Raw genomic sequence first — 17,901 nt, forward strand, 5'->3', positions numbered from 1 at the left:
ATATATAGTGACAAAACCCGAAAGAGATAATGGTGCCGATCTCTTGGCCAGTGGCCAATCCGGCTTTATGGATGCCTTGCAAAAAGGGCCTGACCATTTGCCATCCAATTTGTTCAGTGGTTCGCGCTATCGTGCCTTTATTGGCGTAAAGGCCCATGCCAATACTATATCCCATGCACGGCTGGTCGCGCTTGAGGATACATATCCCAGACTGCGGGAGCGCTTGGGCGATGAGGCATTTAATCAACTGAGCCGCGATTATCTGGAATATGGCGATGTTCGCCAAAATGATATGAATGGTTTGGGGCGAGACTTTGCCGAATTTATCGATGCGCAAGGTGTAGATAAAGCCAGCAGTGATTTGGCACATATCGAATGGGCCTGGCTAAAAAGCTATCATGCAGCCGATGCAGAAGCCCTTAATATGCAGGATATTGCCGCTCTGGATGAAGCAGCATTGATGGAACTGCCCATCGCTTTGCATCCATCTGTACAGCATATCATGCTGCACGCACCATTGGCGCCGGAATTGGGGTTGGAAGTGCCCGCAGGTGATCATCTGGCTGCCATTGCGATTGTGCGTCAACAAAATGACGTTTTGCTCTTTCCGCAAACCACTGTGCAAAAAGATATTTTTATTTGCTGCAAAAATTCGGTACTGATGCGTAACCTTTTGGAATCCGCTGTCGAAACTATAGGGGAGACGCACGCTGTAGAACATATTTTTGCTCTTGTTGGGGCAGGGTTTCTAAAGCGTTCGAACAAAAAACAAGACTAACGATTGCAGCGGCTGATCAGACCATGGCTTCGACTATTTGGGCCTGCTGTTGGCCAGATTGTAAAATGGGACAATATAATGAAAAATCTAATTTCAAAAATCGAAACTCTGACCGCAAACCCGTTTTTGGTGAGTGTCTTTTTGCTTCTAACACGGATTACACTAGGTGGCATCTTCTGGCGCTCGGCTACAACCCGCTTCGAAGAGGGTAGCTGGACCACATTGAATGAGAACGCAATTTACCAGTTTTCCGATGTTCCTTTTAATCAGGTGCCCGTGATTAACGGCGAATTTGGCGCGTATTTCACGACATTCAGTGAATTGGCGGTATCCATTTTATTGTTCCTTGGCTTCGCGACACGCCTGAGCGCTCTGGCAACCATTGGTATGATGAGTGTAATTCAGATTTTTGTCTTCCCGACTATCCCGCACCTTTGGGGCGTAGTCTTTATGTGGGCAATCATGGCGATTGTCCTTGTTGCGAAAGGTGGTGGAATGTTCTCAATCGACCGTCTGTTCACCAAAGCAGGATAATTCCGCTAACTGCTTGATTGCAAAGTCCGGTTGGTCATCGTGACCCGCCGGATTTTTGCTAGAGAAGGAAGTGAATTTTGTTTCTTGCCAATTGTTTCGGGATGATGTGTAAGCGATAATGTTTTAAAAGGCTGCACATCTTGCAGTAAATAATGGGCATCGGATCACCCCTCTTATGGCAGCAAATGAAGATAGCCTCAGGCATCTTATGACTAAGGCGCAACAGGGTGACAAACGCTCTTATGCACTGCTGTTAGAGGAATGCCAAAAATGGTTGAAGCGCTATTATGCGCGCAAAATCCCCCCTGCCGCACTTGATGATCTGGTGCAAGAGACCTTGATTTCCGTCCATAGAAAATTGTCCAGCTATGACCCTTCAAGGCCTTTCTTGCCTTGGCTGGCGGCTATTGGCCGCTATCGCTGGATCGATCATTTGCGCAAAGTGTATCGCGCTGACGAAACCGGTTTAGAAGAAGAACTGTTGGCAGACCCTGCTGAAGAGCCGGTTTCTGCTAAAGTGAGTCTCGACAAATTATTGGATATGCTGCCGGAAAAACAGGCATCTGTTATACGCATGGTGAAAATCCAGGGCCTTTCCATTACGGAGGCAGCGGCAATGACCGGCCAATCGGAATCTCTTGTGAAGGTGAATGTGCATAGGGGCATAAAAAAAATGAATGTTTTGGTAGAAAATTCTGAGTAAGTGTAACTTTATCAGAATCTGCACGAATATCAGATATAGAATATCCTCTGATTGTGTTTGCAAGATTGGGAAGATGAAAGTTTGAAGCAGCTATTAGGCACTAGATATGGCCTTAAAGCCTTGAAAATATGGAATTGAGTAAACGAATATGACAACATCTCAGGGAAATGGCGGTACCAAACAGCCATTTAGCATTGATGATCTCGTTGCTGATCTGACACCTGTGAATCCGGTGCGGATCCGTGATGGTATCGCTATGGCACTTGCGTTGACACTGTTTATTAGTGTGGCAATTTCCTTCTATCTCGGTATCCGTAGCGGCCTTGCTGCAGGAAATTTTGAGACGATTTTTGTCGCACGTACATTCGCGCTTCTGGCGCTTGGCGGTGTTAGCGCTTATGCGGCTATGTCGCTTGCTCGTCCCGCTGTAGATACAAATCTGCGAAAAGTTGAAACCATGGCCTCACGCACGGTTTTGGGTATTTCTTCGGTTTTTCCAGTTCTTGCTTTGATTTATTTCTTTGCAGATATGCCGCGCAGCAGCGTTGAGGCCGTAGCAATTTTTGACCCATCAATTGGCCGTGAATGCCTTACTTATAGTGGCCTTTCTGCTCTTGCTATTGGTAGTGCCATAACTGTCTGGTTGCGTCGCGGTGCGGTTGTTTCACCTGAGCGTGCTGGTTGGTTGACTGGTCTTGCAGCTGGTGGCTTTGGTGCAGCAGCCTATAGCTTATTCTGCCCAATGGACAGCGTGGTTTATATCGGCACATGGTTCACAATGGCCGTTGCTATGGCCGCGGTTGCCGGACGTTTGGCGGTTCCATCGCTGCTACGCTGGTAAGTATAAACGACCAAAACATCATTATAATCGATTAAAGGGGCTGCTATGCCCCTTTTTTCTTGCCTAACTGTGCAATATATCCCTTATGCGTTATGAAAAGCCTGATCTAGAGAGTGATTGGGGCAATAGGGGTTATTATTAAGATGGCATTTGTCAAAGGCGCTTGGTCTATTCTGGTGGGCATTAAGGACGCATTGGTTCTTATTTTCATGCTCATATTTTTCGTTGTTTTGCTGAGTGTTTTGTCGAGCAAACCAAATCCTGCATCTGTGCAGGAGGGTGCTTTATTATTCACACTAGACGGTGTGATTGTCGAGGAAAAGTCGGATATTGACCCTTTGACGGCCCTAACATCTGGTGCGCAGCCCATCAAAGAATTTCGTTTGCGAGATGTTGTTCGCGCCCTTGAAGGTGCAGTGGATGATGATGCCGTTAAGGTCGTTGTTTTGGACCTTGACCGTTTCCTTGGCGGCGGACAGGCCAGTATGGAAAATATCGGTGATGCTATTGCCAAAGTTCGCAAGGCGGGAAAGCCGGTTATGGCCTTTGCGACAGGCTATAGCGATAGTGGATATCAGCTTGCCGCCCATGCGAGTGAAATCTGGATGGACCCGCTGGGGGGTGTCGTTGCGGCTGGATCAGGTGGAAACCGGCTTTATTATAAAGACCTGATCGACCGGCTGAAAATCACAACTCACATCTATAAGGTTGGAACTTATAAAAGCGCAGTCGAGCCTTATGCGCGTAATGATCAATCGGAAGAAGCCAAAGAAGCATTGAAGGCGGTATATGATGCATTGTGGGATCGCTATTTGTACGATGTAGAAGAAGCCCGGCCAGCAGCGGGGCTGCGAGAATATACCTTGGACCCCGCAAAATTTGCTTTGGCTGCAAATGGCGATTTGGCAAAGCTGGCACTGGACCAGAAACTCGTAGACAAATTGGGTGACCGCGTTGCCTTTGGCAATGCAGTTGCTGAGAAAGCGGGCGTTGACGATGAAGACCGTCCGGGTAGTTTTAAGAAAACTAACCTGGCTGTCTGGCTCGCTGCGAATGAAGAAGAGCGTTCGGGCGAAGCGATTGGCGTGATAAACATTGCCGGTACGATTGTTGATGGAGAGGCCGGTGCAGGTGTTGCTGCAGGCGGACGTATTGCCAAGCAACTTTACGACGGTTTGGCTGATCGTGATTTGAAGGCACTGGTAGTGCGGGTTAATTCTCCGGGCGGCTCTGTGCTGGCGTCTGAACAAATCCGCAAGGCTATCGAACGCTATAAGGAAAAGGATATCCCCGTTGTCGTTTCAATGGGTAATGTTGCTGCGAGTGGTGGATATTGGGTTTCTACACCGGCGAGTAAAATCTTTGCCGAGCCGGCAACAATCACAGGGTCCATTGGTATATTTGCAGTTCTTCCGAGTTTTGAACGTGCACTTGATGATATTGGGATAAATGCAGATGGCGTGCAGACAACACCATTATCAGGGCAGCCGGATTTTGCTGGCGGCTTTAACGATAGTTTAGACAGTGTTATCCAAAGCGGCATTGAGAATAATTATACGCGCTTCTTGACCCTTGTGGCGAAATCACGCGGTAAGACAAATGATGAGATTGATGCCATTGGACAAGGCCGCATATGGGATGGTGGCACAGCCAGGCAGCTTGGTCTGGTTGATGGACTGGGCGGCATAGAAGAGGCTTTGGCCGCTGCTGCTGAGCTTGCCAAAATTGAAGGTGACTATCACGCACTATATCTCGAGCCTGTTCCTGATCAGTTATCAGCTTTCTTGAATAGCCTGACCAGTGAGCAGCAAAGCGAGTATCGCGGCGGCTATGATGTGATTGCTCGCATGTCTCTTGCGCGGCAGGCGACAGCTGGCCGCTTGGTTACAGACATGCAGCGTCTGGTAACGCTTCAAGGCGCACAAGCGGAATGTTTGGAATGTGCGATCCTTACGCCTGATTATCGCAGTGGAGCACAAGCAAATAGCCTTATAGCCAAATGGCTAGCATCGGTGCCGACTAAACAATAACGATAGCATATAATGCAGTTTATTTGATACGGGCGCGGTATCGCAGGTTAAACTCACCCGGCCCTGTGCCGCGATTGCCTTCCAATGTTCCGGAAGGTTGAATCCGCAATATGGCAACATTGTCATCTGCGCCATTCGCATCTGCTATGGGCGTAACCAAGGTGTTGCCGCTGTCTAAGAAAAATAAGGAATCGTCTGTTGCGGCCAAGTCTGTGAAACTGAAGTTCAGTAATGCTGTGCCATTGACCTCAGCAATGGCAACAGGGCCCGAGCCGCTGCCTTGAATGTCAGTGACAAGAAGATCGGTATTGGGTGACAATGTGTCGTTTATAATGAGCGTGCCATAATTGACGGGTGCATTACCGACATTGCGCACGGTAACGATATATTCTCTAATAGCGCCGGGAAGTGAGAACCCGTTAAGGCTGGTGCCTGATATGGTGGCGCTCACTTTGGTGACCTCTATTTCCGCACGCAAATTAGCATGGAAAGGCCGTGAAAAGGCCATAATCGCTGCTGATTCTTCTAGCCCTATCGGAACGCCTCTTTCAGTATCCTGCGCTCTATCCTCATCATTAGCCAGACCAATGGACGTGCTGTTTTGCGAACAGCTACGCAACCAGCCACCATCTCCATTGTTGCGCGTTCTTTTCTTTGCGACAACGACAGCGCTACTCGATGTTATTGGTAAGCTAACTGTAAAGCAGCCATCATCCCAACCTCTTATTGTGGCTGCGCTATTCGTTGCACCCCAGGTGACATTATTGCCGGTAATATCACTAAAACTATCGCTACTCCCTGCTGGGAATGCGATCCAACCTACCGTTTCGGCTCTAACCGTACCTAGCTGAGATTGACTTCTGTCGAGCGCAATCGAAAATCCCGTTGAGGAGGCGTTGACTGAAATGGAAGTAATATGAGGCTGTGAGCTTTGGCTAGGTACATTACGTGTTTCGCTATTGGCCGTCTGTATTTGATGAATAACAGAAACTTGACCTGATATTGGTTGTGTGAAATTTACTATTTGGAAAGAAGGGGCACCGGCAACGCCAGAACCGCTTTGTACTGCCGAGATTATATCGCGGCCAGCTTCTATCGTTGTGCCGCCTGGCAGAACGTGGCGGCCAGTCTCTATAGCAATATATTGTACGGTTTGACTGACATGTGGTCCATCGAAACCATCTGGTTCAAGAATTAGCGCTGAAAAACCAGTGGTGCTAATATTGGTTATACGTATAGACGCAGCATCTCCTCCGCGTTGGTCGCTTAAAGCAACAACAACGGGAATAGTGTCGAATGTCTGTTGGAAATTAACCGCCGTAACGGCGTTAGAACCAAAGGTACTGGTAGTTGTAAAAGTTCCGGCCTCTAGGCGTCCTGCATGGGCAGCTGGTGCGCAAATTATCGCCAGCATGAATAGCAAACAGGTAAGGATGGTCTTCTTTCTCATCATTTCATTAAACACAGACTGGTTAATCATATATATAATATTATGTTCAACTTGGTAAAATCTTTATGACAATGGGTGTGTTTTTTCTGAATTACTCACCTACTCTGACTTACCACGACTAATATGAAGGCTTGTTGACAGCCATAGGGCAGAGGGCTATGCGCATCGGACAAGAACGTTTTGATTCTTCCAGCGGTGTCTTTGTGCACGGCTGGTTTTTCGTATTTGTACATGAGCTATGAGATGGGCCGGATCATGATGATCACGCCCGTGGAGCAGGAGAACAGTTAAGTGGCACGTATTGCCGGGGTAAATATCCCAACAAATAAACGCGTAATTATTGCGCTTACATATATTCATGGAATTGGCCGGACCAAGGCTCTGGAAATTGCTGATAAGCTCGGCATTGACCATGCGCGCCGTGTTCAGGACTTGAGCGACGCAGAAGTCTTGCAAATTCGCGAAACAATTGACGCTGACCATATGGTCGAGGGTGATTTGCGCCGTGATACAGCAATGAACATCAAGCGTTTGATGGATCTGGCCTGCTATCGTGGTTTGCGCCATCGTCGTGGTTTGCCAGTGCGCGGCCAGCGTACGCATACCAACGCCCGTACCCGTAAGGGTAAAGCCAAGCCGATTGCTGGTAAAAAGAAATAATCTGCTGCTGCGCTGCTGTCTTTAAGGCAGGGCGCTTTACGGCAATTGCTGATTTCAGGAAGATATTATGGCCCGTGAACCTCAACGTATCCGCAAAAAAGAGCGGAAAAACATTTCTTCTGGTGTGGCACATGTCAACGCCAGCTTTAACAACACCATGGTGACAATAACCGATGCGCAAGGCAATGCGATAAGCTGGTCTTCTGCTGGCATGATGGGCTTTAAAGGCTCGCGTAAATCTACGCCATATGCTGCGCAGGTTGCTGCCGCTGATGCTGGCCGCAAAGCTGCCGAGCATGGCATGCGGACATTGGAAGTCGAAGTAAAAGGCCCCGGGTCAGGACGTGAGTCCGCACTGCGTGCCTTGCAGGCTGAGGGGTTCACTATTACATCCATACGCGATGTAACACCGATCCCGCATAATGGCGTTCGACCTTCCAAGCGTCGCCGCGTCTAATCCGTTCGTCAAAATATTCTAGAAGTGCCGAATTAGGTGCTTTTCACAGATGACGGAAAAAGACGCAGCCAGTTGGTTGCAAAACTTATCCGTCCTTAAGTTAGGGGAAGTCCATGACTGTCAATATCAAGAACTGGCAGGAATTGAAAAAGCCGAATAGCCTGGAAATGAAGGCTGGCGGTGATCCTAATCGCAAAGCAACCTTTGTCGCTGAACCGCTTGAACGTGGCTTTGGCTTGACATTGGGCAATGCTCTGCGTCGTGTTCTCTTGTCGTCACTGCAAGGTGCGGCGATCACGTCGATCAAAATTGAAAATGTTCTGCACGAATTCTCGTCACTTGCTGGTGTTCGTGAAGACGTTACCGACATTGTCCTGAATGTTAAGCAGGTTGCTATCAAGATGGACGGCGAAGGCCCGAAACGTTTGCAGCTCTCTGCAACCGGTCCTGCTGTTGTAAAAGCTGGCGATATCTCCGTCACTGGTGACATTGAGGTGATGAACAAAGATTTGATTATCTGTCACCTTGATGAAGGTGCTACGCTGAACATGGAACTGACGGTTGACGTTGGTAAAGGTTATGTTCCCGCTGTAGCGAACCGTCCAGCTGATGCGCCTATCGGTTTGATCCCGGTTGATTCACTATATTCGCCAATCCGTCAGGTTAGCTATAAAGTTGACAAAACCCGTGTTGGACAAGAGCTGGACTTTGACAAGCTGGCACTAACAATCGAAACAGACGGCACAGTGACGCCAGAAGATGCCATCGCCTATTCGGCGCGTATTTTACAGGATCAGTTGCAATTATTTGTTCACTTTGAAGATGCTCTGGCAGCATCTGCTCCTGCCGGCCAGGCTGCGCAGAGCCAAGAAGACAGCGATGCCAACCAATTGAATCGTTATCTGTTGAAGAAAGTGGACGAGTTGGAACTGTCTGTACGTTCTGCAAACTGTCTGAAGAATGACAACATCATCTATATTGGTGATCTGGTTCAGAAGACCGAAGCAGAAATGCTGCGTACGCCTAATTTTGGACGCAAATCTCTGAACGAGATCAAAGAGGTATTGTCCAGCATGGGTCTGCGTCTTGGAATGGATATTCCTGGTTGGCCACCTGAAAATATTGAAGAAATGGCCAAGAAGCTTGAGCAAGAGCTGTTAGGTTAATTTCTCATAAGAGGTCAGGGCGGCGCCTCATCCAAAGCCGCCTGCTACGGGCTACCTCATACGGGCCCATATCGAACAGAAGGAAGACATCATGAAACATAAAATTGGCGGTCGTAAGCTACAGCGCACCTCTTCGCATCGCGCGGCTTTGTTCCGCAATATGGCGGCTGCACTCATCAAGCATGAGCAAATCACCACCACCTTGGCCAAAGCGCGCGAACTGCGTCCTTACACAGAAAAGCTGATCACTTTGGCGAAAAAAGGCGGCCTTTCAAATCGTCGTATCGCTGATGCGCGTTTGAAAGACGATGTTCAGCTGCGCAAATTGTTCGATGACCTGGCCGAGCGTTATAAAGACCGTGATGGCGGCTATACGCGCGTTATTAAAGCTGGTTTCCGCGCATCAGATGCTGCTGCAATGGGCGTTATTGAACTGGTTGATCGCGATGAAAGCGCGAAAGGTCAGGATAGCGGCCCCGATCAGAATGCAACTGATGAATATGCTGAAGCAGAAGCATAAGCTTAAGCAACATATTACATAGTTTTAAGGGGCGGGGAGCAATCTTCCGCCCTTTTTCTTTGCATGCAGTCTATGCAGGAAAATAGACATGTGAACAGCAATACTAGCAGTGTTTTGCAGGGTGGCTGTTCCTATCATCTAACCAGAAATCTGCATCATAGGTGTCAAATACGCTCAATATATCTTGACAGTTTGTAATTTCTGTATAAACAGAAACTACAAAATATAAGGATAGTTAAGAAATAACGCCATTTGAGGAGGCGTATATGTTGAAGCTAAGGCACGATAAAAGTGACGCTTTCGGAATGGGGCAGGATAGACCAGCCCCTTCTCAAACGCTTGACCTAGCGAACTATCCTAAAGCGCAGCAGCATCATGTATTGGGTGATTTGCGGTTCCGGCGTCTCTTGGGGGCACGGCAATGGGCGGCATTGCCAAATATGGTGCGTAAGCGGTTTTCCAAACGGCTAAGCGACGGTGCAGCAGCGCTTTATGCAGGGTATTTGGCCGAAGCGCGCTTTAGTGTTTTTGGCCGCTGTCTAGCCAATATCATGCGTATCATCGGTGCGCCTCTGCCCTTGCATGATCATATTGGCGCTGTCGCAACGGTGTCTGTTGTTGAAGATCTGGCCCAAGGAGGGCAGATTTGGAGCCGCAGCTATCATCATGCCAATGGTTTCCCGCAGACGATTCACAGTGTGAAAGAATTTGCAGGCCCAACGGGCATAAGAGAGTATATCGGCCATGGCCTGGGCATGGCTCTGCGGGTTGAACCAATTGAAAATGGGCTTGCCTTTCGCAGCGACCATTATTTCCTGAAGCTAGCCAAGCGATATATCGCACTCCCCAAATGGCTGGTACCCATGCACTTGGAGGTCTGTCATATTGATAAGGGTCATGATCCACAGGGCCGTTCACAATTTGATTTTAGCCTGAGGCTCGAAGCGCCCTTGCTGGGTGAACTGGTTTATCAGCGCGTCCGCTTTCATGATCGGTAGAGGTGAGAGAATATGAAACGGATTATGATCATTGGAGCAACCGGCGTGTTTGGCAGCCGCCTTGCTACACTGCTAAATCACGAGACAAACATCATGCTTGTCTTGGCTGCCCGCTCTAAGCCTAAATTACAGCAATTGCTGGATAGGCTGGATGCACGTCACGGTTTTGCGATTATTGATCGGGACCAGATTAACGGTGAAGATTTGCAGAATATTGACCTTGTTATCGATGCAGCTGGGCCATTTCATAAGGGCCATGATATGGTTATACAGGCGTCTATCAGCGCAGGTTGTGATTATATTGATCTGGCAGACGGGCGGGAATTTATCGCCAATATCGGCCAATATGACGGCGCTGCGCAAAAAGCAGGCGTTGCTGTGATTAGCGGCGCGAGCTCCATTCCGGCATTATCCCATGCAGTGATTGATAAGCTGCGCCATGGCTGGTCTGCCATTGATGATATTTATGTTGGAATATTTCCAGGCAACCGCGCACCGCGTGGTCTATCTGTGGTGCAGTCCATTCTGTCTTATGCAGGTCGGCCTGTGCGTGTGTTCAAGAACGGGCATTGGCAACATCTGACGGGCTGGGCAGGGCTGCATAGGCGCAATATCCCTTTCGCCGGAAAGCGCTGGGCCAGCATTTGTGATACGCCGGAGCAGGATCTGCTGGTTGAGGCCTATAAGCCTGCAGGCTCCGCCGAATTCTATGCCGGCATGGAACTGTCTATATTGCATTTGGGGCTTTATATACTCAGTTTGCCGGTACGATGGGGGTGGCTCAATACTCTGGAACCTGCATCAAAGGCATTATTGTGGATGTCTCGGCAGTTTCTACCTTTTGGTTCCGATATCGGGGCTATGGACGTTCAGATTAAGGGATATAACGCAAGTGGGCAGCCCAGAACATCCCGTTGGGCGCTGCGCGCGGATGCCAATCATGGCCCTAATGTGCCAATCTTTGCCGCAGCGATTTTGGCGCGGCGCTTGGCAAAGGGCATCGCATTGCCGAAAGGCGCGCGTCCATGCCATGGACTGATAAGGTTGCAAGAGTTTGAAGCAGATTTTGCGCAATTCGGGATAAAAACGATTATGCAGGAAAATGCAGCGCCTCAACGTTCTGCTCTGTTGGAACGCATTGTATTGCGTTTCCCGATTGCATCCCGCTTTCTCTCTGTCTAATCTGCGCCAGAAACAGGAGAATTCGAAAATGCGCAAAGCATCATATCTCGCTCTTATATTGGGAACAGCAGCGATGACCACTATCCCCACGGCATTTGCGAAAGATGCCGGAGAAGACACTACGGCCAGTGCTGCACCGGCTAGCCTTGCTTACCCGATCACACAAAAGGTGGATCAGGTTGATGAGCAGTTTGGGGTTACTGTAGCAGACCCGTATCGCTGGCTGGAGAATGATGTCCGCGAAGACGATGCGGTAGCCAATTGGGTGGCGGCGCAAAATAAGGTAACGAATGCGTATCTTGATACGCTAAGCGGCCGTGAGAAACTGGCTGAGCGGATGACGGCGTTTTTCAATTATGAGCGTTTTGGCCTCCCGCGTAATCGCGGCGGCAAATATTTTTATACTAAGAATGACGGATTGCAGAACCAATCCGTGCTCTATGTGCGTGATGGGTTGAACGGCAGCGTCCGCGAGCTGGTTGACCCCAATGCATGGGCATCAGATGGCGCAACTGCGCTGGCGGGCTGGGTGCCATCCAATGACGGTTCTTTGCTGCTTTATTCTATACAGGATGGCGGTTCTGATTGGCGGACGCTGAAGGTTCTCGATGTTGCGTCTGGCAAGGTGTTGGACGACAATATTGATTGGGTAAAATTCTCCGGCCTTAGCTGGGTAGGCAATGAGGGTTTCTTATATTCTCGCTTTCCTGAGCCAGATGAAGGGGCAGAGTTTCAGTCTCTGAATGTTAATCAAGCAGTATATTATCATAAGGTCGGCACACCGCAGTCAGAGGATATTCAAGTCTTCGCCACGCCGGAAAATCCAAAAATCGGTAACAGTGCGGAAGTAACCTCTGACGGCAATTGGGTGGTGGTCACATCATCGCTCGGCACAGATGAGAAATATGAAGTGTCCGTCATCAATATTGGCAAAGGCGATTGGACTCCCAAAAAACTTATTAGCGGGTTTAAGAATGACTGGCAGTTGATCGATTCCGTTGGCGGCGATCTCTATTTTCTTACAGATGATGGCGCGCCACGGCTGCGCATTGTGCGCTTTGATATGGAGAATATCGAAAAGGCACCAGCCGAAGTTGTGGCTGAGCAAGAAGCCACATTGGCGGGCGGGTCTATTGTCGGCGACAGATTGATTGTCAGCTATTTGGAGAATGCCAAATCGCTGGCGAAGATGGTAACACTTGATGGTGAACCCGTTGGAAATATAACGTTAGACAATATTGGCACTGCGAGTGGTTTTGGCGGCAAACCTGGAAATTCAGAAACATTTTATTCCTTCTCCAGCTTTAGCCAGCCTGGTGCAGTCTATCGACTGGATACGGCAACTGGAGAAACCACGATATTCAGCCAGCCTGACCTAGCTTTTGATCCAAAGGATTATGTCGCGCAGCAAATATTCTATCCATCAAAAGATGGCACCAAAATCCCCATGTTTATCGTCCACCGCAAAGATATCGACCTGTCGAAAGGCGCGCCGACATTGCTTTATGGCTATGGTGGATTCAACATCTCATTGACGCCCGGCTTTTCGGCTACAAGACTGGCATGGATGGAAGCTGGCGGTGTATTTGCCATGGCCAATCTACGTGGCGGCGGTGAATTTGGTAAAGCATGGCACGATGGTGGCCGTTTGCAAAATAAGCAAAATGTGTTTGATGATTTTATTGCTGCTGGTGAATATTTGATTGCTGAGGGCGTGACCAACAAAGGGCAATTGGCCATTGAAGGGCGCTCTAATGGCGGTTTATTGGTTGGCGCGGTAACCAATCAGCGGCCAGACCTGTTCGCCGCGGGCCATGCTGCGGTTGGCGTTATGGACATGCTGCGCTTTGACCGGTTTACCGCTGGTCGTTATTGGGTCGATGATTATGGCTATCCTGATCGTGAGCCGGATTTCAAAAACCTTTTAAGCTATTCGCCTTATCATAATATCAAAGATGGGACAGATTACCCTGCTGTAATCGTCAGCACGGCAGACACAGATGACCGCGTTGTGCCGGGCCACAGCTTTAAATATACAGCGGCGTTGCAAGCTGCGAACACCGGCGATGCGCCCAAGATCATCCGGATTGAAACACGGGCGGGTCATGGCTCTGGTAAACCAACCGAAAAGATCATCGAAGAATTCTCTGATATCTATGCATTTTTGGCATATCATACAGGTTTGAAAATCGCTGAGTAGCAAACCTTTATATAGCGCTTATGAAAGTTACACCGCGTTTTTCCCTATAATGGTGAAGATGCGGTGTATTTCGTTCACTTAGCGATCATATAACCTGAACATAAGGCAACGTTTGCGTTCAGGAAAACCTCATCGAATATGAACTATACAGGATTCGCAAGCTCGGAAATGGTTCTCGAGCAGCGAAGTAAAGGACATAAAGATGAAGACTTTTATCAAAGCCCTGACTGGAACCGCTGCCGCTGCTGCGATGGCTGTTTCTGCAACTCCCGCCGTCGCTAAGGAGCGCGGCAATGGTATTGGCGCCGAAGAGGTTATTGCCGGCGCATTGGTTATCGGAGGCATCGCCGCACTGGCTGGCGCTTTTGATGGCAAAGATGATTACCGCTATAACCGTGCTGGTTTCCGTGGTGACTATCGTGGTGATTTTCGCCGTAATAATCGCAATTTTATCAACCCGCGTAAGGCTGTTAACCGCTGTATTCGTGCCGCTGAACGGCGTGCAGGGCGGACATTTGGAGCCGCTGATGTTACGCAAATCCGTGATGTAGACCGGACACGCTTCGGTTACCGGGTTAAAGGCCGGATCGTTGTACAAAATGGTTATAATGGTCGTGGGTACCGCAACAGCTTCGACCGTGGACGGTTCACCTGCTTCGTGGGTGGAGGACGCGGTGCAGATATACGCTTCCGCGGCCTGGGTAACGGCCGTTAATATGTAAAATCTAACAGATACGGGGTTGGTTCAGCTAAGAGCCAGCCCCGTTCACTATAATGATAGGCAATGAGCCACAGAGCGCGTTGCGAAGCGGAAGGAAAAGATATGATAAAGACACAAAAAATGGGGATGGCTTTGGCGTTAGCAGGTGCATCAGCATTGGGCCTTATAGCAGCGCCAGCATCAGCAGCCACCGGCGTAACACACAGCCCCAGCAGCGCATCAATTGCTATAGACCGAGCGCAGATTGCATCATATTTCCCCTCCGCATTATCCGACAATTTGGACCAACAAGCGCAGGAAAGCGTAGAATATGGTCGCCGTTTTCGCAGGCGTCGTTTCCGTAGAGGCTTTCGCCGGCGCGGTATCAGAGGCGGGGATATTCTGGCCGGCATTTTGATTATTGGCGGCATTGCTGCAATTGCCGATGCGGCCAGCAACGACAATAATAATAGGCGTACCTATCCACGGCGTGACCGTAACCAGCAACAGCGTAATACCCGCACGACCACCAGTGATATCAACGCAGCTGCTGATCAGTGCGCAAATGCCGCTGAGGAGCGTTATGGCAATGGTTCCAGAGTGAATGACATAAGCCGTATTGAACGTGCAGATAATGGCTTTAACGTTCAAGGTACCATCGAAGTGCAAAACCAGCTCGACAGCTTTAGCTGCGGTGTCATTGGTGGCCAGATACAATATCTGGAATTTGGCCGCGGTCAGCAATTGCTGGAAGATCAATAAGCCAAAATATTGCGACCGGCTTAGGGCATCTCCCTTTGCCTATTGTCCGGTCGCGACCTTGTATGAGCCGCTTTGATAAGTTCAGGCTCTTTTCTGCGTTTTGGCTCTGCCTCCGCCTCTAAATTGGGCGCGGAAGAGCAATATCAGACCGATAAATATCGTTAGAAAAGCCAGTGCTGCAAAGATAATCAGCAGTGGATGACTGGTATCTTCACGGCTTTGCAAATCCATAATATGCAGACCCCACATAAAATCAAATGTGCGCCATAATTGTGATCGTGTGGCGAGAGTTTGGCCCGTAGCGGCATCAATATAAATATGCGTGCCATCATCAAATAGAGCCTGCCAGCTGGCGCGCGGGCGGCGCAAGTCAATGGGCGCGTCATTTGCAGAAAAGCGCTGTATCGCTGTAAGTTTTTCGGGGCCAGCAAAGCTAGCTTTTGCCAATGTGCGCGCTTCTGCTTCTTCAACTTCGGGTAATGCTAAGCCAGACAAGCCGTCTGCACGCATCATCCGCCCTTGGACAGTGCTAATAATCCAGACCGGTTTGCCATGTTGTGAGATCAATTGCATGGAATTGATCATATTTTCAGACAGTTGCGGTACTTGCAGATCCGTCATTATTATGGGTGGGGGCGGGGTCTTCAAATGCTCTCCGCGCACAGTGTCAATTGGCTGAGAGACCATGAACAGCCCGGAGATTGTCCAGAAAAGCAAGGGAATACCAACCAGCCACCCCAACCAAATATGTGCGCGGCTTAATAGTCGCATCATATAGCCTCTGCGTCTTTGCTGCCACGATAGCTGGGCAAAGCTAGGCCATAGCGAATGGCCGCAGCGCGAACGAAAAAACCGAAAAGAGCTGCAACGACTGCGGCGACCGATGTTAGCATGTTGAAGGACAGAAAAATGACGAACATTCCGGCAGACAGTGCTGCAGCAGTGACATAAACCTCTGGTCGCAATACGATGGATGGTACGCCAGCCAGCACATCGCGAATAATACCGCCCGCACAGGCCGTGATGACGCCCATCATGGCGGCTGGAATAGGCGGGACACCATATTGAAGCGACTTTGCTGTACCATAGACCGAATAGGCAACAAGCCCGATAGCATCGAGCCAGTCCATCATCTTGCCGCGCCACCATTTGGCTGGTGTTATCCAAATAATGACCACCATCACGAAGATGGAAATCAGCATTGTTTGCTCGATAATCCAGAAAACCGGCGCACCGATTAAAAGGTCGCGGATTGTGCCGCCGCCTACGCCCGTAACCAGAGCGAAGAAAATAAAGGTAACAATCGTCTGCTCCTTGCGTGCAGCCGCCAAAGCGCCGGTTGCTGCAAATACCGCAATGCCCAATATATTGAGGGCGAGCAGGATCGGCCCGATAAGATCTTCAGTCGGAAAATTTGCTAAAAACACGGCGCGGTCAAGCGCCGATAGTCATGACGTGTCGGCCGTTCATATATGGATTGGCTTGCCAGTGACCGCCATCGCCGCCTCTTTCACCGCTTCGCTATGCGTTGGGTGAGCATGGCAGGTATAGGCAATATCTTCTGACGTAGCGCCAAACTCCATGGCCTGTGTCACTTGCGCAATCATTGTGCCAGCGAGTGACGAGATAATATGTACACCCAAAACGCGGTCAGTCGTGGCATCGGCCAGAATCTTTACAAAGCCATCTGTATCGCGGTTCGTCTTGGCGCGGCTATTGCCCATGAAGGGGAATTTGCCCGACTTATACGTAACGCCTGCCTCTTTTAGCTCTTCCTCCGTTTTACCAATGCTGGCGATTTCGGGGTGGGTATAGACCACGCCGGGGATCAGGTCATGATTGACAATGCCGGTCTGGCCAGAAATATTTTCGGCAACGGCTATGCCCTCATCTTCTGCACGGTGGGCAAGCATCAGGCCCGGAACAACATCGCCTATGGCATAGATATTGGGCACGGCAGTGGCAAAATCGTGATCGACGACAATCTGACCGCGATCATTGGTTGAGAGTCCGGCTTTATCGAGTCCCAGTCCATCGGTATTGGGTTTACGGCCAATACACACCAGAACAGCATCAGCATCCAATGTCTCGCCTTCACCGCCTTTGGCAGGCTCAATGCTGACTGTGGCTTTCTTGCCTTTGACAGTGACGCCAGTGACTTTTGTGCCAGTCTTAATATCAAAGCCTTGCTTTTTAAAGATTTTGGCAGATTCCTTGCGGATTTCACCATCCATGCCGGGCAATATCTGGTCGAGATATTCGACGACTGTGACTTTCGCCCCTAGACGCCGCCATACGCTGCCCAATTCCAGGCCGATAACACCACCGCCGATCAGCACCAGATGATCCGGCACTTTGGGCAGAGATAGCGCGCCTGTTGAATCGACCACAATGGCCTTGTCATTATCCACCTCTACACCGGGCAGAGGTGCTACTGATGAACCAGTCGCGATAATGATATTTTTGGCTCTAACCGTTTCTGTCTTTCCTGAGTCTGTTGAAGGGCTTATTTTGACGCTGTGCGCATCTTCAAAACTGGCCAGACCTTTTAGCCATGTGACCTTGTTCTTCTTGAACAGATACTCGATGCCGCCCGTTAGCTCGCCTACAGCTTTGGTTTTTTCGGTCATCATCTGCTTCAGGTCCAGCTTGGCGCCGGTTAGTTTGATGCCGAATTTTTCCAAGGCGCCGCTATGCGCTTCTTCATAAAGTTCAGAGGCATGCAGCAAGGCTTTGGATGGGATGCAACCCACATTAAGGCAGGTTCCGCCCAAAGTTTTACGGCTCTCTACACAGGCGGTTTTCAGGCCCAATTGCGCGGCGCGGATAGCGGCAACATAGCCACCAGGGCCAGCGCCAATTACCAATACATCATAGTCAAAATTATCGGTCATCAGTTTTACCTTTTAACGCGCCATGC

Annotated in this window: 18 protein-coding genes; 14 read left to right on the forward strand and 4 right to left on the reverse strand. The window is 49.5% G+C overall.

Annotated features, from left to right (window positions below; genetic code table 11):
• Window positions 1-7 precede the first annotated feature (7 nt).
• From ACR9YC_RS04195 to sppA, 5 genes are all read left to right on the forward strand, one after another.
• Complete coding sequence (locus ACR9YC_RS04195; protein ID WP_438730280.1) at window positions 8-778, forward strand: HvfC/BufC family peptide modification chaperone; 771 nt, start codon at window positions 8-10, stop codon at window positions 776-778.
• Window positions 779-856: 78 nt separating this feature from the next.
• Window positions 857-1,312, forward strand: a complete 456-nt coding sequence (locus tag ACR9YC_RS04200; RefSeq protein WP_438730283.1) for a DoxX family protein — start codon at window positions 857-859, stop codon at window positions 1,310-1,312.
• Window positions 1,313-1,520: 208 nt separating this feature from the next.
• Window positions 1,521-2,015 carry a sigma-70 family RNA polymerase sigma factor gene (locus tag ACR9YC_RS04205; protein WP_438730285.1) on the forward strand — a complete coding sequence of 165 codons (495 nt, stop codon included), beginning with the start codon at window positions 1,521-1,523 and terminating at the stop codon, window positions 2,013-2,015.
• A gap of 148 nt (window positions 2,016-2,163) precedes the next feature.
• Complete coding sequence (locus tag ACR9YC_RS04210; protein ID WP_438730288.1) at window positions 2,164-2,856, forward strand: NrsF family protein; 693 nt, start codon at window positions 2,164-2,166, stop codon at window positions 2,854-2,856.
• A gap of 143 nt (window positions 2,857-2,999) precedes the next feature.
• Entirely contained in the window at window positions 3,000-4,886 is a 1,887-nt protein-coding gene (gene sppA / locus ACR9YC_RS04215) for a signal peptide peptidase SppA (protein ID WP_438730291.1), read from the forward strand.
• Between the two features lie 19 nt (window positions 4,887-4,905).
• Here the strand turns inward: sppA and ACR9YC_RS04220 are convergent, their stop codons facing one another.
• Window positions 4,906-6,339: a hypothetical protein gene (locus tag ACR9YC_RS04220; protein WP_438730294.1), complete on the reverse strand. Its 1,434-nt coding sequence runs from the start codon at window positions 6,337-6,339 to the stop codon at window positions 4,906-4,908.
• Window positions 6,340-6,627: 288 nt separating this feature from the next.
• Between ACR9YC_RS04220 and rpsM the strand changes: the two genes are divergently transcribed.
• The 9 genes from rpsM to ACR9YC_RS04265 all read left to right on the forward strand — a co-directional run bounded on the left by rpsM (window position 6,628) and on the right by ACR9YC_RS04265 (window position 14,981).
• Entirely contained in the window at window positions 6,628-6,996 is a 369-nt protein-coding gene (gene rpsM, locus ACR9YC_RS04225; protein WP_438730297.1) for a 30S ribosomal protein S13, read from the forward strand.
• Window positions 6,997-7,063: 67 nt separating this feature from the next.
• Entirely contained in the window at window positions 7,064-7,453 is a 390-nt protein-coding gene (rpsK, locus tag ACR9YC_RS04230; RefSeq protein ID WP_438730300.1) for a 30S ribosomal protein S11, read from the forward strand.
• Between the two features lie 113 nt (window positions 7,454-7,566).
• Window positions 7,567-8,619 carry a DNA-directed RNA polymerase subunit alpha gene (locus ACR9YC_RS04235; RefSeq protein WP_438730303.1) on the forward strand — a complete coding sequence of 351 codons (1,053 nt, stop codon included), beginning with the start codon at window positions 7,567-7,569 and terminating at the stop codon, window positions 8,617-8,619.
• 91 nt (window positions 8,620-8,710) lie between these two features.
• A complete protein-coding gene (gene rplQ / locus ACR9YC_RS04240) occupies window positions 8,711-9,139 on the forward strand; it encodes a 50S ribosomal protein L17 (protein WP_438730306.1) in 429 nt (142 codons plus the stop codon).
• A gap of 266 nt (window positions 9,140-9,405) precedes the next feature.
• Window positions 9,406-10,137, forward strand: a complete 732-nt coding sequence (locus ACR9YC_RS04245) for a DUF4166 domain-containing protein (protein WP_438730309.1) — start codon at window positions 9,406-9,408, stop codon at window positions 10,135-10,137.
• 12 nt (window positions 10,138-10,149) lie between these two features.
• Window positions 10,150-11,319: a saccharopine dehydrogenase family protein gene (locus tag ACR9YC_RS04250; RefSeq protein WP_438730311.1), complete on the forward strand. Its 1,170-nt coding sequence runs from the start codon at window positions 10,150-10,152 to the stop codon at window positions 11,317-11,319.
• Window positions 11,320-11,347: 28 nt separating this feature from the next.
• Window positions 11,348-13,519 (forward strand): prolyl oligopeptidase family serine peptidase, encoded by a 2,172-nt coding sequence (locus ACR9YC_RS04255; RefSeq protein ID WP_438730313.1) that lies wholly within the window; start codon window positions 11,348-11,350, stop codon window positions 13,517-13,519.
• Between the two features lie 202 nt (window positions 13,520-13,721).
• Window positions 13,722-14,234, forward strand: a complete 513-nt coding sequence (locus ACR9YC_RS04260; protein WP_438730316.1) for a hypothetical protein — start codon at window positions 13,722-13,724, stop codon at window positions 14,232-14,234.
• Between the two features lie 108 nt (window positions 14,235-14,342).
• Window positions 14,343-14,981 carry a hypothetical protein gene (locus ACR9YC_RS04265; RefSeq protein ID WP_438730318.1) on the forward strand — a complete coding sequence of 213 codons (639 nt, stop codon included), beginning with the start codon at window positions 14,343-14,345 and terminating at the stop codon, window positions 14,979-14,981.
• A gap of 81 nt (window positions 14,982-15,062) precedes the next feature.
• On the opposite strand, the gene ACR9YC_RS04270 is transcribed toward ACR9YC_RS04265, so the two are convergent.
• The 3 genes from ACR9YC_RS04270 to lpdA are packed head-to-tail and all read right to left on the reverse strand — an operon-like array spanning window position 15,063 to window position 17,875.
• Window positions 15,063-15,755: a PepSY domain-containing protein gene (locus ACR9YC_RS04270; protein ID WP_438730321.1), complete on the reverse strand. Its 693-nt coding sequence runs from the start codon at window positions 15,753-15,755 to the stop codon at window positions 15,063-15,065.
• Window positions 15,752-16,408: a trimeric intracellular cation channel family protein gene (locus ACR9YC_RS04275; protein ID WP_438730324.1), complete on the reverse strand. Its 657-nt coding sequence runs from the start codon at window positions 16,406-16,408 to the stop codon at window positions 15,752-15,754. The genes ACR9YC_RS04270 and ACR9YC_RS04275 overlap by 4 nt, the downstream gene beginning before the upstream one ends.
• A gap of 39 nt (window positions 16,409-16,447) precedes the next feature.
• Window positions 16,448-17,875, reverse strand: a complete 1,428-nt coding sequence (lpdA, locus tag ACR9YC_RS04280; protein ID WP_438730327.1) for a dihydrolipoyl dehydrogenase — start codon at window positions 17,873-17,875, stop codon at window positions 16,448-16,450.
• Between the last annotated feature and the right edge of the window lie 26 nt (window positions 17,876-17,901).

Source organism: Parasphingorhabdus sp. DH2-15 (genome assembly GCF_051668705.1).
GTDB lineage: Bacteria > Pseudomonadota > Alphaproteobacteria > Sphingomonadales > Sphingomonadaceae > Alterisphingorhabdus.